This is a genomic window from Actinophytocola sp. (assembly GCF_036378875.1).
In the GTDB taxonomy this organism is placed as follows: Bacteria; Actinomycetota; Actinomycetes; order Mycobacteriales; family Pseudonocardiaceae; genus Actinophytocola.
In genome coordinates, this window is sequence record NZ_DASUVO010000157.1 from 1 (window position 1) to 24,034 (window position 24,034).

Here is a 24,034-nt window from a genome sequence, read left to right on the forward strand (position 1 = left end):
GATGTAGGCCGCGGCCCGCTCCTCGGCGTCGCCACCGATCTCACCGATCATCACGATCAGCTCGGTCTGCGGGTCGGCCTCGAACGCCGCCAACGCGTCGATGTGCGTGGTACCGATGATCGGGTCACCACCAATGCCCACGGCCGTCGAGAAACCGATGTCGCTCAACTCGTACATCATCTGATAGGTCAAAGTGCCGGACTTCGACACCAGACCGATCCGGCCCGCCCCGGTGATGTCCGCCGGGATGATGCCCGCGTTGGACTTGCCGGGGCTGATCACACCGGGGCAGTTCGGGCCGATGATCCGGGTCCTCGGGGTGCGGGGTGTCCCCGAAGACGCTGTGCCGGTGGCCACCGCGTGCGCCCAGAAGCTCGCGGTGTCGTGCACCGGAATGCCCTCGGTGATCACCACGGCCAGACCGATGCCGGCGTCGATGGCCTCGACGACCGCGTCCTTCGCGAACTTCGGCGGCACGAACACGACCGTGGTGTCGGCTCCGGTCGCGGACATCGCCTCGCCGACCGAGTTGAACACCGGCAACTCCCGGCCGCCGATCTCGACTGCGCGGCCGCCCTTGCCGGGGGTGACTCCGCCGACGACGTTGCTGCCCGCCGCGAGCATCCGCGCGGTGTGCTTGGTGCCCTCCGCGCCCGTCATGCCCTGGACGATGATCCTGCTGTCCTCGTTGAGGAAGATAGCCATCTCAGGTCCCCTTCGCGGCGAGCTCGGCTGCGGTTCGGGCCGCGTCGTCCATGGTGTCCAGACGTTGCAGACCGGGAAGAGCGGCGGCGTCCAGGATCCGGCGACCCTCGGCGGCGTTGTTGCCGTCGAGGCGCACGACGACCGGCTTGTTCACCGACTCCAGCAGCTCGAACGCCTGGATGATGCCGTTGGCGACCGCGTCACACGCGGTGATGCCGCCGAACACGTTGACGAACACCGACTTCACGTCCGGGTCGGACAGGATGATCTCCAGGCCCGCCGCCATCACCTCGGCCGAGGCGCCGCCGCCGATGTCGAGGAAGTTGGCCGGCCTGACCTGGAACGCCGCCCCCGCGTAGGCCACCACGTCCAAAGTGGACATGACGAGGCCGGCGCCGTTGCCGATGATGCCGACCTGGCCGTCGAGCTTGACGTAGTTGAGGTCCTTGGCCTTCGCCGCGGCCTCCAGCGGGTCCTCCGCCTCGGTGTCGACGAGGGCGGCGTGCCCGGGGTGCCGGAACGCCGCGTTCTCGTCGAGGGTGACCTTGCCGTCGAGGGCGAGGATGGCGCCCTCCGGGTCACGCACGAGCGGGTTGACCTCGACGAGCGTGGCGTCCTCGGCGACGAACGTCTCCCAGAGCGTGACCACGACCTCGGCGGCCCGGTCGACAATGGACTCCGGAAAGTGGCCGGCGGCAAGGATTTCCTTGGCCTTGGCCAGGTCAACACCCTCGTTGGCGTCGACCGGTACCTTGGCGAGCGCCTCGGGCCGTTCGGCGGCCAGCTGCTCGATCTCCATGCCACCTTCGGCGGACGCCATGGCGAGGAAGGTGCGGTTCGCGCGATCCAGCAGGAAAGAGAAGTAGTACTCCTCGGCGATCTTCGAGGCGGGCGTGACGAGCACACGCCGCACGGTGTGGCCCTTGATGTCCAGGCCCAGGATCGCCTCGGCCTTGGCCTCCGCGTCGGCGGGGTCGGCCGCGACCTTGACGCCACCGGCCTTGCCGCGCCCGCCTGTCTTCACCTGCGCCTTGACGACGACCGGAACGCCGAACTCGGCCGCCGCGTCTAGGGCCGCGACGGCGTCCGTCACCACCCGCTGCCCTGACCCGACCGGCACACCGTGCGCCGCGAACAGGTCTTTTGCCTGGTACTCATACAGGTCCACGCGCCCAACCTCTCGTTCGGGGCTGTGACCGACGCCACCATGTGTTGTAGACTGTATGCAGTATGGAACTCGTTGTCTAGGAGGGGTCGCTGTGACGAGCACCATTGACTTCCTCGGCCGCCGCTTCGAAGTCGGTCCCACCGCGGACGAGCTTCTCGGCCGCCCACGCACGTGGATGCTGCGGGCGTCCTGGGTGGCGATGGCCGCGATCGGGATCCTGCAGTACGGCTTCGGCTCGCTGGTGCCATCGCTTCTCGAGCGTGGCTGGGGCGCGCTCGACCTGTTCTGGCTCTTGGCGTTGTGGACGGTTTTCCAGGCGGGGGCCGGCTTCCCGATCGCGTACCTCCGGGAACGCGGCCGCATCGCCCCACGCACCGCCATGATCGCCGGCGCGGTCCTGCTCCCCCTCGGCCCACTCGCGCTGGCGCACGGCTCGGAACTCGTTGCCCTGCTTGGCTATTCGGTGCTGAGCGGCACGGGCGCCGGCATCGTGTACGCGACGTGCTCGGCCACGGTCGCGAAGTGGTACCCGGAACGGCAGGCGGCGAAGGTCAGCCTGGTGACGGGCGCGTTCGCCTACGGCTCGGTTCCGTTCGCCGTCGCGTTCCTGTTCGCTCCGCTTGCACCGGCGCTGACGGTCACCGCGGTGCTGATCTTCCTGGCGGTCCTGGCCGCCGGCGCGCTCCTGGTGGACCCGCCCGCGAACTGGTGGCCGCCGGACGTTGACCCTCGCGAGTGGACACTGGGCCGCCGGTCGGTGAGCGCGGTACGGCAGTACTCGCCGCGTGAGGCCATGCGCACCGGGGCCGCGCCGCTGATGTACCTGATCCTGTTCTTCGCCAGCGCGGTTTCCCTGTTCGACATCACGTTCCTTGCCACGCTGGGCGCGAACATCGAGGCGACGGTGGCCGTGGTCGCGGTGGGCACGGGTGTACTGCTGGCCGCGAACGGGGCGGGCCGGGCACTGGCGATCCGCGTGTCCGACCGGGCCGGCCGCACCCGCACGCTGGCGTGGGTGCTCGCGACACTGGGGCTGGGACAGCTGTGCCTGGCGAGCGCGGCCAGCACCGGCAGCGCCGCGATGCTGGTGTTCGCGACGGTACTCGCGGGCGCAGGCGGTGGCGCGTTCTACCCACTGTTCGCAAGCCTGGCCCGCGAGTTCTTCGGCGACCAGAGCCCAGGGGCCCGCCGCACCCACGCGGCCGTGTACAGCGCCAAGGCGTTCGGCGGTGTGCTGGGCGTCGGCGTGGCCGCGGCGGTGCTCCCGTCGTGGGGTTACGCGCCGGTGCTGTTGCTGGCGTGCGCCTTGGCGGCGGCTTCGGCGGCGATGTGCGTGAAGCTCCGCCAACCGGGCCGGTTCCTACCCGGCGTCCCACCGCAGCGCGTGGCGACGTCCGATTCCTAGGGCAACAGGTCGTCGATGTCCGGCTCGCTGGAGAGGAGGTTCTCCTCCCTGGCGAGTTCGGCGACCGCGGTGATCGATTCCCGGTTGATCTCGGCCGGCCACTTCGGGAACACGAGGTCCGGAATGACTTCTGGCCCGATCCTGGTGTAGGTCGGCAGGATCTCGCGCACCTCGTCCGGGTGCGTGTCCGCGTAGGCGAGGGACTCGTTCATCGCCTCGGTGAAGCGGCGGGCCAGGTCCGGGTTCTCCGCGACCATCTGCTTCGACGTGAAGTACACGGCCACGGTGAGGTCCGGTGCGATGTCCACGAGGCTCGACGCGATCGCGCGGCCGCCCTGCGAAAGCACAACCTGCTGGAACGGTTCCACCACGAACGCCGCGTCCACCCGGCCGTCGGCCAGTGCCGCCGGCATTTCCGGGAAGCCCAGTTTCACGTACTCGATCGACTCCGGGTCGATGTTCGCTTTCTCCGCGGATGCGCGTACGGCCAGCTCTACCACGTTCTGGAGGACGTTGACGGCGACTTTCTTGCCCGCGAGGTCTTTCACCGACCGGATGGGGCTGTCTCCCCGCACCATCAGCGAGCCGAAGTCGGCGCCCTCTACACCCGTCGAGTTGGTGCCGTTGCTCACGACCTTCACCGGCAGTCCCTGTGCCTGCGCCAACAACAACGTCACGACGTTGCTGAAACCGAACTGCAGGTCGCCCTCGAGCACGGCCGGCACCGTCTCCGTGCCGGCCTCCGCGGGCTTGAGCGTCAGGTCGATGTTCCGATCCGCGAAGAATCCTTTCTGCTTGCCAAGATAAATCGGAGCCACGTCGAGGATCGAGATCAGGCCTACCGTGACGCCGTCCGGCTGGCCGGGGTTCGAGGACGGCACGGTGTCGGCACCGCAACCCGCCACTGCCAGCAGAAACGCGACCACCGCGGCGAAGCGCCTCATCGTGCCCCCATGTTCGTATAACGAACAGCAGTTCAGAGGACGAACGTATTGGCCGCCTGCCGACCCGTCAACCGGCGGCGTTTCATTCATTGAAACGCGCGCCTTGCCGATTGATCAGCGTCGCCAACAACATTGCGGCACGTCCCCGCGCATTGTCGCAAGTGGACTCGGCCGGTTTCCCGTAGGGAGAAGGATGAACCCGCTGGACGCGCTGCTCGAGATCCTGCGTGACGAGGGCGTGGACAGGATCTTCGGCAATCCCGGCACCACGGAGCTGCCTCTCCTGGACGCCCTCGCGCACGCACCCGACCTCGAGTACGTCCTGGCGGCACAGGAGGCTTCCTCGGTCGCGATGGCCGACGGCTACGCCCGTGCCACCGGCCGGACCGCGTTCGTGAACCTGCACATCGCGGCCGGGCTCGCGAACGGGCTCATCGGCATGCTCAACGCGAAACGGTCACGCACTCCCCTGGTCGTCACCGCCGGACAGCAGGACCGCCGGCACCTGGTCGAGGACCCCATGCTGGCCGGCGACCTCGTCGGCCTCGCCGCTGCCGCGAGCAAGCAGGCGATCGAGGTCCACCACGCGTACGACCTGCCGATCATCATGCGCCGCGCGTTCGCGCTGGCCGCCCGACCACCGGCGGGTCCGGTGTTCGTGTCGCTCCCCATGGACCTGCTGTCGGAGGACGTGACGATCGAGGTACCCCCGCGGTCACCCCTGGCCCCGCTGGGCCCCGCGACGACACTGGACACGGCCGCGGACCTGCTCAGCAGGGGTGACCATCCCGCGATCGTCGCCGGAGACGGAGTCGGCCGGGACAACGCGGTGGCCGAACTGGTGACGCTCGCGGAAAGTCTCCGCGCCACCGTGTACCACCAGCCCATGCACGATCGGGTGAATTTTCCGTTCACTCACCCGTTGCATGCGGGCATGATCGCGCCACGGAACGCGGCCGTGCGGGAGACGCTGAGGGGTCACGACGTCGTGTTCGTGGTCGGCTGCCATGCCTTCTCCCCACACCACTACACGCCGGGACCGGCCATCCCACTCGGTACCTGCGTCGTGCAGCTCGACGACGACCCGGCCGAGCTAGGCCGGAACTTCGCGGTGGAGCTGGGGTTGACCGGCGGCATCAGGGCAACGCTCACCGAACTGGCCGGACTGCTCGGCCGCGGCTCACCCATGAGCCACAAACCGGCCCCACGCCGTGAACCCGCGATGCCGGCGAACGCGCCGCTCGACCCGGGGACCGCCGTACGAGCCATTGCCGACGGCCTGCCCGCCGACGCGGTCGTGGTCGACGAGGCGATCACCGTCGGCATCCTGCTGCGTCCGCTGCTGCGGCCCGACCGGCCGGGCTCGTTCGTGCACACCGTCGGCGCCGGGCTGGGTTGGGGCATCGGCGCCGCCATCGGCACCCGCATGGCCCAGGACCGCCCGGTGGTGGCCGTTCTGGGTGACGGGTGCGCGATGTTCGGCCTCCAAGGGCTGTGGAGTGCCGCCCGCTACCAGGTTCCCGTGCTGTTCCTGATCATGAACAACGGTGAGTACCGGACACTGAAGGACACGCTCGCCGCGTCGTACGGCACTGGACCGCACCCCGGCGTCGACCTCGGGCGGCTGGACTGGTCGAAGGCGGCCGAGTTCTTCGGTGTCGCCGCCCACCGGGCGTGCACCGACGCCGAGCTGCGGGCCCTGGTCGCATCCGCCTCGTCGCTCACCGCGCCGCTACTGGTCGACGTGCCATTGCGTTGACGGGCACCCACCACAAGGATCGGCACATGGGTGCGCCGCCGAAGTCGGTCCTCGCTCGCGGGTTGCTACTGCTCGACGCGTTCGGCGCCACCGACGTCGAACTGACGTTGGCACAGCTGTCCGCACGTACCGGCCTACCGAAACCGACCGCGCACCGGCTGGTCGCGGAACTCGTGGCCTGGGGTGGGTTGGAGCGCACGGATGGTGGCTACCGGCTGGGCATGACGTTGTTCGTGCTCGGCCAGCGCGTGCCGAGGCAGCGGAGCCTGCGTGAGGCGGCGCTGCCCTACCTGGAGGACCTGCACGAGGCGACGCACGAGAACGTCCACCTCACCGTGTTCGACTCGACCGACACGCTGTTCCTGGAGAAGGTGACCGGTCGCCGGTCGATGCCGATCGTCTCGCGGGTCGGCGGCAAACTGCCGGCGCACTGCACGGCCAGCGGGAAGGTGTTCCTCGCGCTCGGCCCACCCGCCTACCTGCGCCAGGTCCTCGACGCCGGCCTGCGGCGGCTCACGCCCAGGACGGTCATCCTGCCCGGCCTGCTGCGCCAGGACCTCGACCGCACGCGGGAGCGCGGCTACGGCATCAACCGCGAGGAGTCGGAGACCGGCGTGGTCGCCGTGGCGGCCCCCGTCCACGACCGGAATCGCCGTGTCATCGCGGCGTTGTCCATCGCAGGCTCGGCGCATCGGTTGGACCTGGAGCGCCTGGCCCCGGCCGTCCGCACGGCGGCCCTGGCACTTTCCCGGGAAATGGCGACCGGAAGTTGAGGAAAGTTGGGAAACGCTCCCGTACAGTTGTGATCTAGACCTCATAGAAGGTATCAATTGGTCTAGTGTTGCTGGTCACAGACTGTGAACGCGCTCACGAGCCCGCTAACCGGACATGCCAAGACTGTATGCTGTAGGCAGTCGACCAGAAACACTAGCCGACTACGCAAGAACCTAACCCACTCCCGTTGGAGACCACCATGCAGCCGAACGAGTTGCCAAAGGAACTGGCGGCTCGCCGGATCGATCGGCCAGTGCCCCTGCGTGAGCACGTCTACCAGGCGATGCAGGAGCTGATCATCTCCAGGAGGCTGGCCCCCGGCCAGCACCTCGTGGAGAGCGAGCTGGCCCAGATGCTCGGTGTGTCCCGTCAGCCCGTGCGCGAGGCACTGCAGTGGCTGAACAACGAGGGATGGGTGGACCTCCGACCCGGTTACGGCGCGTTCGTACACCAGCCGACGCCGGACGAGGCCGACCAGTTGCTGGCCGTACGCACGCTCCTGGAGAGCGAGTCGGCGCGGCTGGCGGCCGAACACGCCGACGAGGAGGGCATCGCGCGCCTGCGGGACCTCAACAAGCAAGGTCTCGAGGCGCTCGCCGCGGACGACGTCGATACCGCGGTCGCCCTCAACGCCGCGGTGCACCGCTGTGTCACGGAGCTGTCCGGGAACAAGGTGCTGCTCGACTTCGCGACCCAGGTGGACCGCCGGGTCCGCTGGTACTACACGCCGATCGCCCGGCAGCGCGGCAAGCAGTCCTGGACAGAACACGCGAAGTTGATCGACGCCATCGAGAAGCGGGACGCCGAAGCCGCCGCCCGGATCATGCGTGAACACACCGAGCGGACCCGGAAGTCCTACCTCGAACAGCGGGACGCCGAGGGCGAACAGGAGCAGGTGATCGAACTCCCTGCCCGTCGTCGTCGCAGGTCTCCCGCCAAGGGCTGACCCCGCCCCACCACCACACCCGACCAGCGGCTTCATTCGCCGCTGGACCAACCCTGGCCGCATCGCCGCGACCCCGGGTCGATGAACCCTGCCCGCAAGGAGGTGAAGTAGATGCGTAACTGGCTGCAGACGCTGCGCGGCTTCAACGCCGACGGCCGTGCCCTCGGCGTCGGCCTCGCGGCCGCGATGGAGAAGCAGCGCCAGGAGGCCGCCCGCGAGGTGGAGGACTACCTGCGCGAGCAGACCCCCGAAGGTGTGACGACCACCTCGGTCTAGTCCCCCGTGATTATGGGAAACCTGTAGACGTGGTTGAGAGAGATGGAACCGAGACGCGGTCCGTGCGGCTCGTTTCCCACTCAGGAGGTGAGAGAAATGCGTAAGTGGCTACTGTCGCTGACCGACTCTCCGCGCGGCTTCGCGGCCGACGGCCGCCGGCTCGGCCTGGGACTCGCGACCGCGATGCGGAAGCAGCGTGAGGCGACGACTCGGGAGGCCGAGGAGTACCTGCGCAACCAGCCCGCCGCCGACCGGACGGTCGACGCGAAGGTATGAGACCCAGTGGGGCTGGGCCACGGTCCGTGTGGCCCAGCCCCACTGAGACAAAAGGCTCGGGTCGCGGTCCATGCGACCCGAGCCTTTGTCTTGCATACCATCAGGCTGGGTCGGCGTCTCGGACGGGTTGTTCCGCGGTGACCTCTTCCAGTTCCTTGTCCCGGTCTCGGCGGACCTTCCACAGGCTGAGGATCGTCGTGATGGCGAGAGTGCCCACGATCACGCCAAGCGACACCAGGATCGGGATCTCCGGCGCCCACGCGACGCCGTCGTGGTGCAGGGCCTCCGACACCAGCTTCAGGCCGATGAAGCCGAGTACCACCGCGAGCCCGTAGCTGAGGTACACGAGCCTGTCCAACAGGCCGCCGATCAGGAAGAACAGCTGCCGCAGGCCCATCAGTGCGAACGCGTTCGCCGTGAAGACCAGGTACGGCTCCTTCGTCAGGCCGAAGATGGCCGGGATGGAGTCGAGCGCGAACAGCAGGTCGGTGGTGCCGATGGCGATCATCACGATCAGCATCGGCGTGACCATGCGGCGGCCGTTCACGCGGGTGGTCATCCGGGCGCCGTCGTAGCGCTCCGTCGCCGGCAGGACCTTCTTGGCGAGGCGGAGGACGGCGTTCTCCTTGAACTCCTCGTCCTCGTCGTCCTTGTGTGCCATCAGCTTCCACGCCGTGTAGACGAGGAACGCGCCGAACACGTAGAACAGCCAGTCGAAGCGGGTGATGGCCTCGTAGCCGACCATGATGAAGACGCCGCGCATGACCAGCGCGATCACGATGCCGATCGACAGCACCTTCTGCCGGTACTCACGGGGCACCGCGAACGACGACATGATGATCAGGAAGACGAACAGGTTGTCCACCGACAGCGAGTACTCGGTGATCCATCCGGCGAAGAACTCACCGCCGTACTGGGGCCCCTCGGTGAAGAGGAGCAGCATGCCGAACACGACCGCGAGTCCAACGTAGACAGCGATCCAGGCCGTGCACTCCTTGAGCGAGGGGGCATGGGGGTTGCGCGAGATCAGATAGAAGTCGAAGAAGATAACGGCGGTCAGACCGAGTACGGTCACCACCCAGAGCCATGCTGGGACGTTCATCGCTACCTTTCGCCCGCGCAGGAGACACCCACCAGTGCGCTCGAACGACGAGCGCACCGGTGAGTATTCCCGAGGGACTTCCTAGAACAAGTCAGCGGGGACCAGTGCCCGCCTTGGGCTTCCTCCCTCTCGCGGCACGTCGCCGCTCGTTGGCCTCGACGATGACCCTGGCGTGCGAGGCATACCTGAGATATACCTCACGTGCCTGATCGTCATGCGCGGCGAGCCGCTGCCAGTAGCGGGGAGCGACCCGCTCGTGCAGCCACAGGAACCCGATCGCGAACCCGGCGCTGACGATCCCCTGGTAGGCGAGGAAACCGAGCGGGTCCGGCGGGAGGCCGGGCTGGCCCGTGAGGATCAACCGGGTCAGCACCTCGTGCAGCAGCCGGGCCAGCGGGAAGCCGACCAGCCAGTACACCGCGGCCGGCGCGAAACCACCCAGCCGCACCTTGCCGTTGACCAGGAGCATCGTGTAGCCGGCGCCGAGCAGTCCAAGTGGGACACCCAGTGTGAGCGCCGACACCAGCGCCCAACCGGCGGGCTGACCGACAAACGCGGCCAGCCCACCGGCGACGACGCCGGCGATGAACCCCACGGCGAGCCCTGGCAGTGTCAGCCGGGCCAGTTGAAACAGGCGCATCGCACTCAGTCCCTCATCCGAGATCAGCCACGCCGAACACGATCAGGCTGTAGAACAGCATGCCCAGGTAGAACACCGCGCCGAACCCGATGATCGCGTTCGACCACCACTTGGGCCGAATGGGTTTCGGCAGCATCCGGTTGTTCACGAGCAGCAGCGTCACGCAGTACGCGCCCATGGCGAACGTGGACAGGAACGCGAGGATGTCCAGGATCCCGGCGGGTCCGTCGGCGGGTCCGAACAGGAGGATCAGGATGCCGAAAGTGATGACACCCCACAAGAACCCCGCGTAGATGTGCGACATCTTGAACCGCCGCGCACGCTTCACGTGGAAGTAGGTCATGTCCGCCTGGCCACGCGAGAACGAGTCGAACAACCCGAGGGTCGCGTTCAACCCGATCAGCGCGATGAACCCGAAGAACAACCCACCGAGCACCGGTCCGCCAGCACTAGCGAAGGCGTCGGACATGGCGGAGAGCGCGGCGGAGCGGTCGCCGTCCTCGATCAGGTCCTTGACGTTCGGGTTCTCCCGTGCCGCCGACCGGGCGAGCACGGTGAACGAGATCGTCACCAGCATCGTGATGCCCCAGAACAGCAGGAAGGCGTCGAACGTGACCCACTTGCGCCAGCCACGCCACTTCGCCATCTCGTTCGGGTCGTCGGTGTCGAACATGAACCCGTGCCGAGGAATCTGCTCCTGTTCCTTCGCGTTGCGCAGCCCGCGGATCTGCGGGACGTGCGCGCCCATGCCGGCGCCCGACTCCCGAAGGTGCAGCGTGTACCACATCTGCTGCATGCCGGACGGGCCGGCGAACGCGATGGAGCCGACCACGATCGGGAACCAGGTCGAGGACAACGCGTCGGACGGCAGGTACCCGAACGCGAACATGCCGCCGATCGTGGCGCCGAGATCGCCCCAGGTGCCGACGATCGACGCGATGACCGACGTGCCGATGACGAGAATGCCGATCAGGACCGCGAGCAGGTTCTCCAGCACGTTGTAGATGACACTGGCCAGGCTGAAGAGAATCCCGACCAGAATCAGGACGACGCAGGCGGTCACGACCCACGGTATGCCGGTGAGTTCCTCGAACGCCGACGTGCCCGCGGCCAAATGGCCTGGCCAGATATAGACGAGAATGGCCGTGACGAAGAAGAACCACATCAACGGTTTGAACACCCGGGCCGCACCGTTGAAGATGCTCTCGCCGGTGGCCATGGCATAACGTGCCATCTCGAGCATCACCACGGCCTGCAGGGTGACGCCGATCAGGAACAGCCATCTGATTTCCGGGCCGAAGACCAGCACCAGCCTCGGCCACATGTAGGACTCGCCCATGCCGACGCCGAGTGCGACGAGGAAGACGGTCGGGCCGAGTAAGTGAATGGACGGTGGCGCTTCAGGGAGCGGGCGGATTGGCATCGGCTCCAGTTTGCCGGCATGCCATACCCGTTCCTCCCCGGCGGGCGCCGGGGCCGCGTCCCTGCCCGTGCTGGGCAGTCCCGCGGCCGGGGGGTTGTGAGAATCCACCATTGGACCTCCAGAGAAATACATGATGAAGCGGTTTCACGGCCTCCACACCGCATCCTCCGGAAACCACTTCTATGCCTGCCTGTTGACCCCTGCTCGATCACCCATCACTGCGGGTCGGTCAATCTGGCCGGCCCTTTGGTTGTGCCGTCTTGACGAGCAATCACCAAAACGGCACAACCAAACTCTTGTGGCGGTTCTTTGTCAACCGCCGATCAGGCCCGCTGCCCTGGCCCACCGGTATTTCGCGCCGAGCACGGCGACCGGGCGTTCCGTGGTGTACGGATAAGCCACGATCCGGTGCTCGAACAGGTAGTCACTCGCCTGCTCGACCTCGGTGTCACCCGCGAGCGACGCGACCACCGGCTTGTCGATGCCCTTCGCGCGAGCCTCCTCGACCACCTTCGCGGTCAGCTCGGCGAACACCATCGGCGGCGTCACGATCGTGTGCCAGTAGCCCAGGATCAGCGCGTGGATGCGTGGATCCTCAAGGCCGAGGCGGATCGTGGCCTCGTACGTCGACGGGGGCTCGCCACCGGTGATGTCGATGGGGTTCCCCGCCGCGCCGAACGGCGGGATGAACGCGCGGAACGCCTCGTCGAGGTCCGGTGGAATGTCCATCAGGGACAGTCCTTCCGCGACACAGGCGTCCGACAGCAGCACACCGGAACCACCTGCGCCGGTGATGATGACGACGTTCTCGCCCTTCGGCGTCGGCAGCAGCGGAAGACCCCGCGCGTACTCCAGCATCTCGTTGAGGCCAGGGGCGCGCACGACTCCTGCCTGGCGCAGGATGTCGTCGTACACCTTGTCGTCGCCGGCGAGCGCGCCCGTGTGCGAGCTGGCGGCCCGGGCACCCATGGCGGTGCGGCCGGCCTTGAGCACGACGACCGGCTTCTTCTTGGTCATCCGCTTGGCGGTCTCGACGAAGGCCCTGCCGTCCTTGAGGTCCTCGAGGTGCATGGCGACACACTGGGTGTTGTCGTCGTTCTCGAAGAACGTCAGCAGGTCGTCCTCGTCCACATCGGACTTGTTGCCGAGGCCGACGATCGCGGAGACGCCCATCTTGGTGGTGCGGGCGAAGCCGAGGATGGCCATGCCGATGCCGCCGGACTGCGAGGTCAGCGCCACGCCGCCCTTCACGTCGTACGGCGTGCAGAACGTCGCGCACAGGTTCTGCGGGGTGTAGTAGTAGCCGTAGATGTTCGGGCCGAGCATCCGGACGCCGTACTCGTTGGCGATGCCGACGACTTCCTTCTGCAGCTCGACGTTCCCGGTCTCGGCGAACCCGGACGGGATCATCACCGCGGCCGTGACACCCTTCTTGCCGCACTCGGTCAGCGCGGCCGGCACGAACTTGGCCGGCACCGCGAACACGGCGACGTCCACCTCGCCGGGCACGTCGCCGATCGACTTGTACGCCTTGCGGCCCTGGATCTCGTCGGCCTTCGGGTTGATCGGGTAGATCTCGCCCGCGTAGCCGCCGTTGATCAGGTTCTTCATGACCGAGTTGCCGATCTTGCCGGCCTGGTCGGAGGCGCCGATGACCGCGACGGAACGCGGATTCATCAGCCGGTTCATCGCCGAGAGGATGTCCTCCTGGCTGTACTGCACGGGTTGCGCGCGTTCCTCGGTCTCCAGCAGGATCCGCACATCGGCGGCGACCGCGCCGCTCGCCGAGGCGAACACCGGGTTGAGGTCGAACTCGCTGATCTCCGGGAAGTCCGTGACCAGCTGGGACACCTTGCTGATCACGTCGGCCAGCGCGTCGAGGCCGACCGGTTCGGCACCACGGGCGCCCTGCAGCACCTCGGCCGCCTTGATACCGGTGGTCATGCTCCTCGCCTCGGCGGCGTCCAGCGGAGCAAGGCGGAACGTGACGTCCTTCAGCACCTCGACGAGCACGCCGCCGAGTCCGAACGCGACGATCTTGCCGAACGTGGCGTCGGTCGTGGCGCCGATGATGACCTCGACGCTGTCACCGCCGCCGACCATCTCCTGGATCTGGACGCCGGTGATGTCCGCGTCGGCCTTGTATGCCTTGGCGTTGGCCAGGATCTTGTCGTACGCCGCACGCGCTGCGTCCGCCCCGTCGACGCCGACGATGACGCCACCGGCTTCGGTCTTGTGCAGGATGTCCGGCGAGACGATCTTCGCGACAACCTTCCTGCCGATCTCCTCTGCGAGCTTCGCCGCCTCGTCAGCGCTCGTCGCAAGCCCTTCCTTCGGCGTCGGAATCCCGTACGCGTCGCAGACCCGCTTCCCCTGCGGGGCGGTGAGCGAGTCCCGTCCGGCTGCCCTGACCTCGTCGAGGACCGCGCGTACGGTGTCCTTGTCCACGGAGGACAGTGTTGCTGTCATGATCCTCAGATCACTCCACTCGCCTTGAGTTCGGCCATGTCGCTCTCGGACAGACCGAGTTCAGTACCGTAGATTTCCTGGTTGTGCTCACCGAGAAGTGGCGAACGCTTCACCTCTGCCGGTGAGTCCGACAGCTTGATCGGCATGCCGACCGTCGTGAACTCGCCCCGCTCCGGGTGGTCCACCTTGACGACGATGTCGTTGTCCGCCAACGAGTCGTCCTCGATTATCTCCTTGGTCGACAGGATCGGACCGCAGGGGATGTTGTGCTCGTTGAGCTTCGCGAGCACGTCCCACTTGCCGTGCTCGACCGACCATTCCTCGATGAGCTGGAACATCTTGTCCAGCTTGTTGAGGCGTGCCTCGGGGGTGGCCCACTCCGGGTCGTTCGCCAGCTCGGGACGGCCGATGAGCTGGGTGATCGGTGCCCAGCCGACCGGCTGGACGATCACGTAGATGTAGTCGTTCGGCCCGCCGGGCGCGCACTTGATCGCCCAACCAGGCTGGCCGCCGCCGGACGCGTTGGCGGAGCGGGGAACCGTGTCGCCGAACTCCTTGTTCGGGTACTCGGCGAGCGGCCCGTGCGTGAGCCGCTGCTGGTCGCGCAGCTTGACCCGGCACAGGTTCAGCACCGCGTGCTGCATGGCGACCGTGACGCGTTGCCCCTCACCGGTGTGCTCGCGCTGGTACAGCGCGGCCAGGATGCCGGCCACCGCGTGCATGCCGGTGCCGGAGTCACCGATCTGCGCGCCCGTCGCGAGCGGCGGGCCGTCCTCGAAGCCGGTGGTGGACATGGAGCCACCCATGGCCTGGGCGACGACCTCGTAGGCCTTGTAGTACTTGTACGGGCCGTCGCCGAAGCCCTTGATCGACGCGTAGATGAGCCGGGGGTTGATCTCGTGGAGCTTCTCCCACGGGAACCCCATCCGGTCGACGGCGCCGGGACCGAAGTTCTCCGCGAGGATGTCGAACTTGCCCACGAGCTCGGTAAAGATCTCCTTGCCCTTGGGAGACTTCATGTTCAGCGTGATGCTGCGCTTGTTGCTGTTCAGCATCGTGAAGTAGAGGCTGTCGACGTCCGGGATGTCACGCAGCTGCTTGCGGGTGATGTCGCCGGTCACCGCCTCGAGCTTCACCACGTCCGCGCCGAGCCACGCCAGGATCTGCGTCGCCGACGGTCCACTCTGGACGTGCGTCATGTCGAGGACCCGCACGCCCTCCAGTGCCTTGCGCATGTGACAAGCCCCTTTACTTGTACATGGTCTGGTTCATCGTGCCCGGCGCGTAGACCTCCGGGTCGACCCAGACGTTGATCAGCGACGGCAGCCCGCTCTCCCTGGCGCGCTCGAGCGCGGGGCGAATGTCCTTGGGGTCGCGGACCTCCTCGCCGTAGCCGCCGAGCAGCCGGGCGAACTCGTCGTAGCGCACGTCGCCGAGCGTGTTGCCGACCCGGCCGCGGTCCGCGCCGTACTTCTGGATCTGGCCGTAGCGGATCTGGTTCATCGACGAGTTGTTGCCGACGATGCCGACGAACGGCAGGTTGAACCGCACGAGCGTCTCGAAGTCGAAGCCGGTCAACGAGAAGGCGCCGTCACCGAAGAGCGCGACGACCTCCTTGTCCGGCCGGGCGTACTTGGCCGCCATCACGAACGGCACGCCGACCCCGAGTGTCCCGAGTGGACCCGGGTCCATCCAGTGGCCGGGCGACTTCGGCTGCACGACCTGACCGGAGAACGTCACGATGTCGCCGCCGTCGCCGATGTAGATCGAGTCCTCGGTGAGGAACTCGTTGATCTCGTGCACCAGGCGGTACGGGTCGATCGGCGAGGCGTCGGAGAGCTGGCGCGGCAACCGCTTCTCGTACGCCTGGGTCTCGACCGTGCGCAGCTCCTCAAGCCAGGTCTTCCTGGCGACCGAGCCGTTGTCCACCCGGCCGGACGCGGCCTGGGTGACCGCGGACAGGACGAGTCCGGCGTCGCCGACGATGCCGAGGTCGACGTCGCGGTTCTTGCCGACCGTGCGGTAGTCCAGGTCGATCTGGACCACGGTGGCGTTCTGCGACAAGCGCTTGCCATAGCCCATGCGGAAGTCGAACGGCGTGCCGACGATGATGATCAGGTCGGCGTTCTGGAACGCGTAGCGGCGCGAGAGCTGCAGGTGGTGCGGGTCGCCCGGGGGCAGGGTGCCGCGACCGGCGCCGTTCATGAACGCGGGGACGTTCAGCGTGCGGACGAACTCGGTCGCCGCGTCCGTGCCGCGCGTCGTCCAGACCTGGCTACCGAGCAGCACGCACGGCTTCTCGGCGCCAACCACGAGGTCAGCGAGCTTTTCGATGGCCTCCGGGTCGCCGGCCGAACGGGGCGAGGCCCGGTAGGCACCGGCCTTGGGAATGCGCGCCTTGTCAACCGGAACCTTCGCGTCCAGCACGTCACGGGGGATCTCGAGGAACGACGGGCCCGGGGCGCCGTGGAAGCACTCCCGGAAGGCCATCGACACCAGGTCGGCGGCGCGCTCGGTGCTGGGCACGGTCGCGGCGAACTTGGTGATCGGGTTCATCATGTCGACGTGTGGGAGGTCCTGCAGCGAGCCCATCTTGTGCTGGCTGAGCGCGCCCTGGCCGCCGATCAGCAGCATGGGGCTCTCGGCACGCAGGGCGTTGGCCACGCCGGTCACCGCGTCGGTGGTGCCGGGGCCCGCGGTCACGACCGCAACGCCCGGCTTGCCGGTGATCCGCGCGTACCCGTCCGCGGCGTGGGCGGCCACCTGCTCGTGGCGTACGTCGATGACGTCGATGCCCTCGTCCACGCAGCCGTCGTAGATGTCGATGATGTGGCCGCCGCAGAGCGTGAAGATCACGTCCACGCCCTCTGCCTTCAGCGCCTTAGCCACAAGATGTCCGCCGGAGATCATCTCTGGGCTCTCCTCCGGCGTCGTCCCTGCCTGTGAAGCCATCTGTCGTCATCTCCTTATCGGGGGCCTTGGCGCATACTGCATACCGTATGACTCTAGTGAGGACCCTGGCCCAGGTCTAGGTGTCAATCGCCGGGCGTCAGTCGCGCCAGTCGCAGGTGGCGCCGGACCACCGGTCGGTCAGGTCAGCGAGGCGCGCCGCCGCCTCCCGCGGGTCGGCGCCACGACCCACCGCGACGCCCAACAGGTACACGGCAACGATCGCGGCGGGGTTTGTCACCGCACGCTTCACGTTCCTCGCGAGCTCCAGGATCTCAGCGATATCGGCCTGCTCGATGTCCAAAGCCAGCAGAGCACTGGCCGACGAGGTCCAATCCGCGAGTCCGTCCATGCTCACCACTTCTCGTTTCGCCGAACATCTCATACTGTATGCTGCATACCATTTTTAGACAAGAACGGAGCTTGCGGTGAAAGTTGCTGTTCTTGGGGCCGGCGCCATCGGCGCGTACGTCGGTGCGGCACTGCATCGGGCGGGCGTCGAGGTTCACCTCGTCGCCAGAGGCCCCCACCTGGAGAAGATTCGCGAGTCGGGCGTTCGCGTGGTGAGCCCCCGAGGAGATTTCGAAGCACGTCCGCACGCCACCGACGACCCGGCCGAGGTCGGCCCGGTCGACCATGTCTTCCTCGGCCTCAAGGCGAACCGGTACGCCGAGGCCGGGCCGATGGTCAAACCGCTGCTGCACGATGACACCACCATCATCGCCGCACAGAACGGGATCCCGTGGTGGTACTTCCACGGGATCGAGAGTCGTTACCGCGACTACCGCATCAACAGTGTCGATCCTGGCGGTGCCGTGAGCGCCGCGCTACCCGTCGATCGGGCCATAGGTTGCGTGGTCTACGCGGCCACCGAGATCGCCTCCCCCGGCGTGATCAAGCATCTGGAGGGCACCCGCTTCTCCATCGGCGAGCCGACGGGCGAGATCTCCTCGCGCTGCACGGAGTTCTCGCAGGCCATGATCGCCGGTGGCCTCAAGTGCCCGGTGGAGCCGGACCTGCGCAAGGACATCTGGCTCAAGCTGATGGGCAACATCGCGTTCAACCCGATCAGTGCCCTGACCAGAGCCACCATGGCGGGCATCTGCCGGCACCTGGACACCCGCGAGGTGGTGATCCAGATGATGCGCGAAACCCTGGACGTGGCGGCCCGGCTGGGCTCCCACCCGGAGATCTCGATAGAACGCCGCCTGGCCGGCGCCGAACGCGCCGGCGAACACAAGACCTCCACCCTCCAGGACCTGGAGAAGGGCAAACCCATGGAGCTGGACGTCATCCTGAGAGCGGTGGTGGAACTGGCGGACCTGACCGGCGCGGAAGCCCCAACCCTCCGAGTGGTAGCCGCACTGGCCGACCTACTGAACACCAAGCTCTAACGCCCAAAGCGAGACTCGCGGTTTTTGGCGCCCCGCTAGATCTGATCTAGCGGGGCGTCTCGCGTCTTCGGGGTGGAAGGAGGCGTGGGCCATGCGGGTCGTGGTGATCGTCGGTAGTACGCGGGAGGGGCGGGTCGGTGACACCGTCGCCTCGTGGTTCGCACGCGTGGCTGATCGGCGGGACGACGTCGAGGTCGATCTCGTCGATCTCGCGGGCTTCGACTTCCCGGCGCGGCTGCCGCGGCGGGCGACGGCGGAGATGAACCGCTTCACGGCGGCCATCGACGCGGCGGACGGCTTCGTCGTCGTGACACCCGAGTACAACCGCAGCTTTCCGGCGTCGCTCAAGCAGGCGATCGACTTCGCCTACGACGAGTGGCACGCGAAGCCCGTCGGGTTCGTCTCGTACGGCTGCGGCTCACGCGGCGACGGCGCCGTGGCCGCGCTGCGGGTCGTCTTCGCCGAACTGCACACCGTCACGATGCGCGACCACGTGGCCGTCGACGTGATGGCGGCAGAGCCGGGCGCGGCCGACGAGCCGGCCGCCACGGCGTTGCTGGACCAGCTCGTCTGGTGGGGCGAGGCGCTCCGGGTGGCCCGCGCCGACCGACCGTACATCGCATGAGAGGGGACGGAAATGAGTGAACTGGCCATAGAAACAGTCGGCCTGGTAAAGGTTTTCGGGGACAACCGCGCGGTCGACGGCATCGACCTGGCGGTGCCCGCCGGCACGGTCTACGGGGTGCTCGGGCCGAACGGCGCGGGCAAGACCACCGCGGTGCGGATGCTCGCCACGCTGCTACGACCGGACGGCGGCGAGGCACGCGTGTTCGGCCACGACGTGCGACGCGAGCCGGACGCCGTGCGGCAGCGGGTGGCGCTGACCGGCCAGTACGCGTCGGTCGACGAGGACCTCAGCGGTGCCGAGAACCTCACGTTGCTCGCCCGGCTGCTCGGACACCGCAAACCGACGGCGCGGACAAGGGCCGCGGACCTGCTGGCGGCGTTCGGGTTGACCGACGCCGCGGACCGGCTGGTGAAGAACTACTCCGGCGGCATGCGGCGGCGGCTGGACATCGCCGCGAGCATCATCCGCACACCGGACGTGCTGTTCCTGGACGAGCCGACCACCGGGCTGGATCCGCGCAGCCGCAACCAGGTGTGGGACATCGTGCGGATCATCGTGGCGCAGGGCACGACGGTGCTGCTGACCACCCAGTACCTCGACGAGGCCGACCAGCTTGCATCCCGTATCGCGGTGATCGACCGCGGCAAGGTGATCGCCGAGGGCACACCCGGCCAGCTGAAGGCGTCGGTCGGCGCGGGCGCTGTCCACGTGCGGCTCCGCGACGCCTCGCAACGTCACGAAGCACTGACGGTGCTGCGAACCGTTCTGGGCGGCAACGTCCAGCCCGACCCGGACCCGGTGGCGCTGACCGCGCAACTGTCCGGTGAGGACAGTGACCGGGTGGCGGCCGAGCAGGCGTCCCGCGCACTGGCCGAACTGGCCGCGGCCGGCATCACCGTCGACAACTTCGCACTCGGCCAACCCACCCTGGACGAGGTTTTCCTGGCTCTGACTGACAAGGAGGTTGCGGCATGACCACGACCATCGACACGACCTCTACCTACACACCGGCGGCCGAAAGCCTCAACGCGGTGCTCGCCGCCGGGGACCAGCCGTCACGACCGAGCGCGTGGTCCGCCTCGGTCGCGTTCGGCTGGCGTGCGTTACTGAAGATCAAACACGTGCCGGAGCAGATGTTCGACGTGACGGCGTTCCCGATCATGATGACGCTGATGTTCACGTACCTGTTCGGCGGCGCGCTGGCCGGCTCCGTGACGGAGTACCTGCAGTACCTGCTGCCGGGCATCATGGTGACGAGCGTCGTGATGATCACGATGTACACCGGCGTCGGCCTCAAGACCGACATCGACAAAGGAGTGTTCGACCGCTTCCGCACACTGCCCATCTGGCGACCCGCCGCTCTGGTCGGCGCGATCTTCGGTGACGTGCTGCGGTACGTCACGGCCGGCACGGTGATCCTGGCGGTGGGCCTGGTCCTGGGCTTCCGCCCCGGTGGCGGGGTCGACGGGGTGCTGCTCGGAATGGCGCTGCTCGTCGTGTTCTCGTTCGCGTTCTCCTGGGTGTGGACCATGTTCGGGCTGCTGCTGCGCACGGAGAAGTCGGTGATGGGCGTCAGCATGCTGGTGCTGTTCCCACTGACCTTCCTGTCCAACGTGTTCGTCGAACCCGACACGATGCCCGGCTGGCTGCGCGTGTTCACCGAGATCAACCCGATCACACACCTGGTCGCCGCCTGCCGTGGCCTGATGTCAGGCACACCGGACACCGGCGAGATCACCTGGGTGCTGGTGTCGTCCGCGGTACTGATCGCGATCTTCGGCACGCTGACGATGCGCCTGTACAACCGCAAGTGACCCTGAAGGGCGCCTTCGTCACGAAGGCGCCCTTCACAGCTGCCACGTGAGTGGCTCGGACGTGCGGTAGCTGCATGTGGTGCCCGTCGACACCGACGATCTCAGGTGTGCGGCCAGTTGTGGGTGGCTCGTGTCCAGCTTGCGGAGTGTGTCGCGGATGCGGGCCGTCACGGTCTTGCGGGCGCGTTCGGCCTCGTCGCCAAGGCGGCGGGTTCTGCCGCCCAGTCCGGTGGCGGTGCGGAGTTCGGTCAGCAGTGCTTCGCGTTCGCGGTCGTACTCCGCCGCCTTGCGGTCGTCGCCGGAGTCCACGGCCTCCGCGATCAACTCGTCCAATGTGGACAAGCGGATGCGGTAGCGGGACCTGGCCTGCTCGTCGAGCACCGGGTCGCCACCCATGCTGGCCGCGGTGGCCACCGTCTCGCCGCCCGCCGGGTTGAGCAGCCGGGTCGCCGGGATCTCCTTGCCCGGAGCGAGAAGCAACACGTGCAGGTCGCGTAGCCCCTTGCTGTCCGGCACATGGACGGTCTGGCCGGCCATGGACAGCGACCACGTCTCGCCGGTGAAGCGGAACTCGTTGTGCGGTAACGGTTCCGCGTCCGCAGCGAGGTGTCGCATGCCGAGTGACGCCGCCTCCCCGGCCACCGACGCACGCAGCCGCGCCACCTCCGCACCGGTGGCGGCCAACGCGGACGCCAGGCCTGCCTTCGCCTCGACCACCCATGGTCGCGCGCCGAGCAGGTCGGCCGTGTCCCGTGCCGCCTCGAAATACGGAACCGCGGCCGCCGCGTCCCCTCTGGCCATGGCGAGGTGCCCCAACCACAACGCGACCGGCCCACTGACGTCGCACCCGTACATCGCCACCAGCCACGAGCCGGCATGCGGCACCAGCTCGTCGTGCAGTGCCTCACATCGCGCCACGTCCCCGGCCAGCACCGCCAGCTGCACCCGCAGACGGATGAGCAGCGGTTCGTACGCCTTCGACATCGGCTCCCGCGCCGACTCCAGCTGCGCGAGGCACCCCCGCGCCGTCACCTCGTCACCACGGGTGGCCGCCGTGATGCCCTCCAGCAGCGCGGGGTACGGGTGTTCCGCGGCCGCGGCCCGCGCGAGGATGTCCGCCAGCTCGTCGTACCGCCCGCGCAGCAACGCCATGGCCCACTGGAGGTGGAGGACCACGGCGACGGCGAACTGGTCCTGCGGATTCGGGAACCCGGCGAGGTACTCGGCCGCCTCGTCGAAACGGCCACGCAGCGTCGCGATGATGGTCGAGTCGATGTGCACGTACTCCGTGACGTGCGACGGCGGAGAGGTCGCCACCGTGGCGACGAACTGGCGATACCGCTCGTAGTAGCCGGGGTCACCCAGCTCGAGCTTCGCCACCCAGCCGAGCGACACGGCGTACAGCTCGGTGTCGATGTCGTTGGTACGGCGCGAGATGGCCGCGAGCTCGTCGGTGAGCGCCAGGCGCTCGGCCGCGTGGCCCAGCCCCCACAGCTGGTCGTGCTGCGCCCACAGGCTGAACCCGAGCACGTCGTCGTCGCCGTCGTCGCGTGCGATCGCGACCAGCCGGACGATCACCTCCTGCGCGAGATGGTCGAGAGAGCCGGCCGGCGGTTCGGTGCCGGGTACGAGCCGGGAGAAAGCGGCACGAAGCAGGTCGTGCTTCAGCGTCACCCGGTTCTCCTGCGCCGGCAACCCGTACAGCCGCAGCGCCGTGCGTACGAGCACGTCCAGATCGTCACCCGACAGCGCGGCGGCGGCCACCTCCTCGAGCACCCGCCACGCCTCGTCCCGCTCGTCCACGTGATGCAGCTGCATGCCGAAGTCCAGCGCGATCCGTGCCCTGCGCGGGTCCGCGGGGTCCATGATCTCGACGGCATGGCGGTAGTGGTTGCCCGACTCCTCGTACGCGGACCGCCGCGCCGCGTCCTTGGCGGCGGCCACGAGCAGATCGACGACGCGCCCGGTGTCGAGGTACGCGCGCCCGAGGTAGGCGTGTCTGGCCAGGTCCGCCGGGAAGATCCGCTCCGCGAGCACGGGTGAGCGGTCCAGCGCACGCACCACCGCCGCGTGCCGCTCCCCCACGGCCGCCTCGTCGAGCTCCAGGTACAGCGTCTCCCGCACCAGGTCGTGGGCGAACGCGAACCGCCCGTCGCCGAGCACGGACACGAGCCGCGCCGCCACCGCCTGCCCCAGCTGCCGGTCGACCTGCGCGACCGGCGCGCCGACCGCCGCGGCAAGCACCTGCCGGTGGAACTCCCGCCCCAGCACGGCGGCCGAGGTCAGCAACCGCGACACCGCCTCGGGTAACAGGGACAGTCGGCGCCGCACCGCGTCGCTCACGCCGGGCGCGACGTCGGTGACGGATCCGCCGGTGTGCCAGAGCCGCACGGTCTGCTCGACGAAGAACGGGTTGCCGCCGGTACGCAGGTGCACCTCGTCGATCAGTTCTGGTGCCGCCGCCTCGCCGACCGTGCGGGTCATCAGATCAGCGACCCCGTCCCGGTCGAGCCCGGTGAGCGTCACCGTGGTGGCCTTGGTGAGCAGTGGCAGCATCAGCGGCGCGAGCGGGTGCCCGGTCGCCTCCACCTCCACGTCGCGGTACGTGCCGACCAGGAGCAACCGCTCGAACCACGTGTGTTGCGCGACGAACTCCAGCAACCGCACCGACGACGGGTCGGCCCAGTGCAGGTCGTCCAGCACGACCACGACCGGCCGCCGCTGTGAGACGGCGACCAGCGCGGAGGTCACGGCGTCGTACATGTCGAAGCCGTCGGCCACCTCGTCGGCACTCGGCTCGCCCAGGAGGACCGCGAGCCGGCCACCCGCCGCTTCTTCCGCCGCGGTCAGCTCGTCGGGGGTCGCCTGCCGGCGAAGGGAACGGATCACCTGCACCCACGGCCAGAATCCCGGTGCCGCGGCGGAGTCCCAGCAGGACCCGGACAGCACCAGGGCGCCCTGCTCGCGGGCAGCCTCCATGGCATCGGTGACCAGCGTGGTCTTGCCGATGCCGGCTTCACCCGTGACCAGCACCAATCCGCCGTGGGAATCGGTGGCACGGCTGATCTCGGCGCGGAGTACGCCGGCGGGATGGTCCCGCCCGATGAGCTGGAGTGCCATGCCCGCGATCGTAGGCCGCGGGTACGACAAAACGTGCTGTCCCGGGCCGGTGACCCGGCCCGGGACAGCACGTGTCGGCGGAGCTGGTGAGGTGATCGAGACCCTGCTGGCCATGACACCGGTGGCGTTCGACGAGGCTGGTGAGCCTGATCCCGGTGCGGCGCACGGGTTGGCGGAGCTGGTCGGCTGGCTCGCGTCGGAGCGTTTGGCTTCTCGACGGGCGGGTCTACGACATCAGCAGC

General features: G+C 68.1%; 21 protein-coding genes. 10 read left to right on the plus strand and 11 right to left on the minus strand.

Going from position 1 to position 24,034, the window contains the following annotated elements; all coding sequences use genetic code 11:
- Together VF106_RS43920 and sucC are read right to left on the minus strand one after the other, a co-directional pair.
- Window positions 1-705, minus strand: a 705-nt coding sequence (locus VF106_RS43920; protein WP_330845988.1) for a succinate--CoA ligase subunit alpha, incomplete at its 3' end; no start/stop codon positions are given.
- 1 nt (window position 706) lies between these two features.
- Complete coding sequence (gene sucC, locus VF106_RS43925; protein WP_330845989.1) at window positions 707-1,873, minus strand: ADP-forming succinate--CoA ligase subunit beta; 1,167 nt, start codon at window positions 1,871-1,873, stop codon at window positions 707-709.
- A 91-nt stretch (window positions 1,874-1,964) separates the two neighbouring features.
- Between sucC and VF106_RS43930 the strand changes: the two genes are divergently transcribed.
- Window positions 1,965-3,278, plus strand: coding sequence for an MFS transporter (locus tag VF106_RS43930; protein WP_330845990.1), 1,314 nt, complete (start codon window positions 1,965-1,967; stop codon window positions 3,276-3,278).
- Here the strand turns inward: VF106_RS43930 and VF106_RS43935 are convergent.
- Window positions 3,275-4,222: an ABC transporter substrate-binding protein gene (locus tag VF106_RS43935; protein ID WP_330845991.1), complete on the minus strand. Its 948-nt coding sequence runs from the start codon at window positions 4,220-4,222 to the stop codon at window positions 3,275-3,277. The genes VF106_RS43930 and VF106_RS43935 overlap by 4 nt on opposite strands.
- Before the next feature lie 193 nt (window positions 4,223-4,415).
- On the opposite strand from VF106_RS43935, the gene VF106_RS43940 reads away from it, so the two are divergent.
- From VF106_RS43940 to VF106_RS43960, 5 genes are all read left to right on the plus strand, one after another.
- Window positions 4,416-5,981 carry a thiamine pyrophosphate-binding protein gene (locus VF106_RS43940; protein ID WP_330845992.1) on the plus strand — a complete coding sequence of 522 codons (1,566 nt, stop codon included), beginning with the start codon at window positions 4,416-4,418 and terminating at the stop codon, window positions 5,979-5,981.
- Between the two features lie 26 nt (window positions 5,982-6,007).
- Window positions 6,008-6,754 (plus strand): IclR family transcriptional regulator, encoded by a 747-nt coding sequence (locus tag VF106_RS43945; RefSeq protein WP_330845993.1) that lies wholly within the window; start codon window positions 6,008-6,010, stop codon window positions 6,752-6,754.
- Window positions 6,755-6,954: 200 nt separating this feature from the next.
- Complete coding sequence (locus tag VF106_RS43950; RefSeq protein WP_330845994.1) at window positions 6,955-7,701, plus strand: GntR family transcriptional regulator; 747 nt, start codon at window positions 6,955-6,957, stop codon at window positions 7,699-7,701.
- 111 nt (window positions 7,702-7,812) lie between these two features.
- The gene (locus tag VF106_RS43955) at window positions 7,813-7,977 is read left to right on the plus strand and encodes a hypothetical protein (RefSeq protein WP_330845995.1); all 165 of its coding nucleotides are present in this window, start codon (window positions 7,813-7,815) and stop codon (window positions 7,975-7,977) included.
- 96 nt (window positions 7,978-8,073) lie between these two features.
- Window positions 8,074-8,253, plus strand: a complete 180-nt coding sequence (locus VF106_RS43960; RefSeq protein WP_330845996.1) for a hypothetical protein — start codon at window positions 8,074-8,076, stop codon at window positions 8,251-8,253.
- A gap of 100 nt (window positions 8,254-8,353) precedes the next feature.
- Here the strand turns inward: VF106_RS43960 and VF106_RS43965 are convergent, their stop codons facing one another.
- From VF106_RS43965 to VF106_RS43995, 7 genes are all read right to left on the minus strand, one after another.
- Window positions 8,354-9,355 carry a TerC family protein gene (locus VF106_RS43965; protein ID WP_330845997.1) on the minus strand — a complete coding sequence of 334 codons (1,002 nt, stop codon included), beginning with the start codon at window positions 9,353-9,355 and terminating at the stop codon, window positions 8,354-8,356.
- A gap of 91 nt (window positions 9,356-9,446) precedes the next feature.
- Window positions 9,447-9,995 (minus strand): hypothetical protein, encoded by a 549-nt coding sequence (locus VF106_RS43970; protein ID WP_330845998.1) that lies wholly within the window; start codon window positions 9,993-9,995, stop codon window positions 9,447-9,449.
- Window positions 9,996-10,008: 13 nt separating this feature from the next.
- Window positions 10,009-11,418 (minus strand): Nramp family divalent metal transporter, encoded by a 1,410-nt coding sequence (locus VF106_RS43975; protein WP_330845999.1) that lies wholly within the window; start codon window positions 11,416-11,418, stop codon window positions 10,009-10,011.
- Between the two features lie 312 nt (window positions 11,419-11,730).
- Window positions 11,731-13,887 (minus strand): acetate--CoA ligase family protein, encoded by a 2,157-nt coding sequence (locus VF106_RS43980; RefSeq protein ID WP_330846000.1) that lies wholly within the window; start codon window positions 13,885-13,887, stop codon window positions 11,731-11,733.
- Window positions 13,888-13,892: 5 nt separating this feature from the next.
- On the minus strand, window positions 13,893-15,122 hold the full coding sequence (frc, locus tag VF106_RS43985) for a formyl-CoA transferase (RefSeq protein ID WP_330846001.1): 1,230 nt from the start codon (window positions 15,120-15,122) through the stop codon (window positions 13,893-13,895).
- A 13-nt stretch (window positions 15,123-15,135) separates the two neighbouring features.
- Window positions 15,136-16,839, minus strand: coding sequence for a thiamine pyrophosphate-binding protein (locus VF106_RS43990; RefSeq protein ID WP_330846002.1), 1,704 nt, complete (start codon window positions 16,837-16,839; stop codon window positions 15,136-15,138).
- Between the two features lie 97 nt (window positions 16,840-16,936).
- Window positions 16,937-17,188: a DUF6457 domain-containing protein gene (locus VF106_RS43995; protein WP_330846008.1), complete on the minus strand. Its 252-nt coding sequence runs from the start codon at window positions 17,186-17,188 to the stop codon at window positions 16,937-16,939.
- A gap of 76 nt (window positions 17,189-17,264) precedes the next feature.
- On the opposite strand from VF106_RS43995, the gene VF106_RS44000 reads away from it, so the two are divergent.
- From VF106_RS44000 to VF106_RS44015, 4 genes are all read left to right on the plus strand, one after another.
- On the plus strand, window positions 17,265-18,230 hold the full coding sequence (locus VF106_RS44000) for a 2-dehydropantoate 2-reductase (RefSeq protein ID WP_330846003.1): 966 nt from the start codon (window positions 17,265-17,267) through the stop codon (window positions 18,228-18,230).
- Window positions 18,231-18,321: 91 nt separating this feature from the next.
- Entirely contained in the window at window positions 18,322-18,855 is a 534-nt protein-coding gene (locus VF106_RS44005; protein ID WP_330846004.1) for an NADPH-dependent FMN reductase, read from the plus strand.
- 12 nt (window positions 18,856-18,867) lie between these two features.
- Complete coding sequence (locus tag VF106_RS44010) at window positions 18,868-19,833, plus strand: efflux ABC transporter ATPase subunit, DrrA-related (protein WP_330846005.1); 966 nt, start codon at window positions 18,868-18,870, stop codon at window positions 19,831-19,833.
- On the plus strand, window positions 19,830-20,672 hold the full coding sequence (locus tag VF106_RS44015) for an ABC transporter permease (protein WP_330846006.1): 843 nt from the start codon (window positions 19,830-19,832) through the stop codon (window positions 20,670-20,672). Before VF106_RS44010 ends, VF106_RS44015 begins: the two co-directional genes overlap by 4 nt.
- Window positions 20,673-20,705: 33 nt before the next feature.
- Here the strand turns inward: VF106_RS44015 and VF106_RS44020 are convergent, their stop codons facing one another.
- Window positions 20,706-23,792 (minus strand): ATP-binding protein, encoded by a 3,087-nt coding sequence (locus tag VF106_RS44020; protein WP_330846007.1) that lies wholly within the window; start codon window positions 23,790-23,792, stop codon window positions 20,706-20,708.
- Between the last annotated feature and the right edge of the window lie 242 nt (window positions 23,793-24,034).

Bases quoted from the DNA above. Each gene is read 5' to 3' on its own strand.
- VF106_RS43935 (WP_330845991.1), bottom strand. From the start codon at position 4,222: ATGAGGCGCTTCGCCGCGGTGGTCGCGTTTCTGCTGGCAGTGGCGGGT.
- VF106_RS43940 (WP_330845992.1), top strand. From the start codon at position 4,416: ATGAACCCGCTGGACGCGCTGCTCGAGATCCTGCGTGACGAGGGCGTG.
- VF106_RS43945 (WP_330845993.1), top strand. From the start codon at position 6,008: ATGGGTGCGCCGCCGAAGTCGGTCCTCGCTCGCGGGTTGCTACTGCTC.
- VF106_RS43950 (WP_330845994.1), top strand. From the start codon at position 6,955: ATGCAGCCGAACGAGTTGCCAAAGGAACTGGCGGCTCGCCGGATCGAT.
- VF106_RS43955 (WP_330845995.1), top strand. From the start codon at position 7,813: ATGCGTAACTGGCTGCAGACGCTGCGCGGCTTCAACGCCGACGGCCGT.
- VF106_RS43960 (WP_330845996.1), top strand. From the start codon at position 8,074: ATGCGTAAGTGGCTACTGTCGCTGACCGACTCTCCGCGCGGCTTCGCG.
- VF106_RS43965 (WP_330845997.1), bottom strand. From the start codon at position 9,355: ATGAACGTCCCAGCATGGCTCTGGGTGGTGACCGTACTCGGTCTGACC.
- VF106_RS43970 (WP_330845998.1), bottom strand. From the start codon at position 9,995: ATGCGCCTGTTTCAACTGGCCCGGCTGACACTGCCAGGGCTCGCCGTG.
- VF106_RS43975 (WP_330845999.1), bottom strand. From the start codon at position 11,418: ATGCCAATCCGCCCGCTCCCTGAAGCGCCACCGTCCATTCACTTACTC.
- VF106_RS43980 (WP_330846000.1), bottom strand. From the start codon at position 13,887: ATGACAGCAACACTGTCCTCCGTGGACAAGGACACCGTACGCGCGGTC.
- frc (WP_330846001.1), bottom strand. From the start codon at position 15,122: ATGCGCAAGGCACTGGAGGGCGTGCGGGTCCTCGACATGACGCACGTC.
- VF106_RS43990 (WP_330846002.1), bottom strand. From the start codon at position 16,839: ATGGCTTCACAGGCAGGGACGACGCCGGAGGAGAGCCCAGAGATGATC.
- VF106_RS43995 (WP_330846008.1), bottom strand. From the start codon at position 17,188: ATGGACGGACTCGCGGATTGGACCTCGTCGGCCAGTGCTCTGCTGGCT.
- VF106_RS44005 (WP_330846004.1), top strand. From the start codon at position 18,322: ATGCGGGTCGTGGTGATCGTCGGTAGTACGCGGGAGGGGCGGGTCGGT.
- VF106_RS44010 (WP_330846005.1), top strand. From the start codon at position 18,868: ATGAGTGAACTGGCCATAGAAACAGTCGGCCTGGTAAAGGTTTTCGGG.
- VF106_RS44015 (WP_330846006.1), top strand. From the start codon at position 19,830: ATGACCACGACCATCGACACGACCTCTACCTACACACCGGCGGCCGAA.
- VF106_RS44020 (WP_330846007.1), bottom strand. From the start codon at position 23,792: ATGGCACTCCAGCTCATCGGGCGGGACCATCCCGCCGGCGTACTCCGC.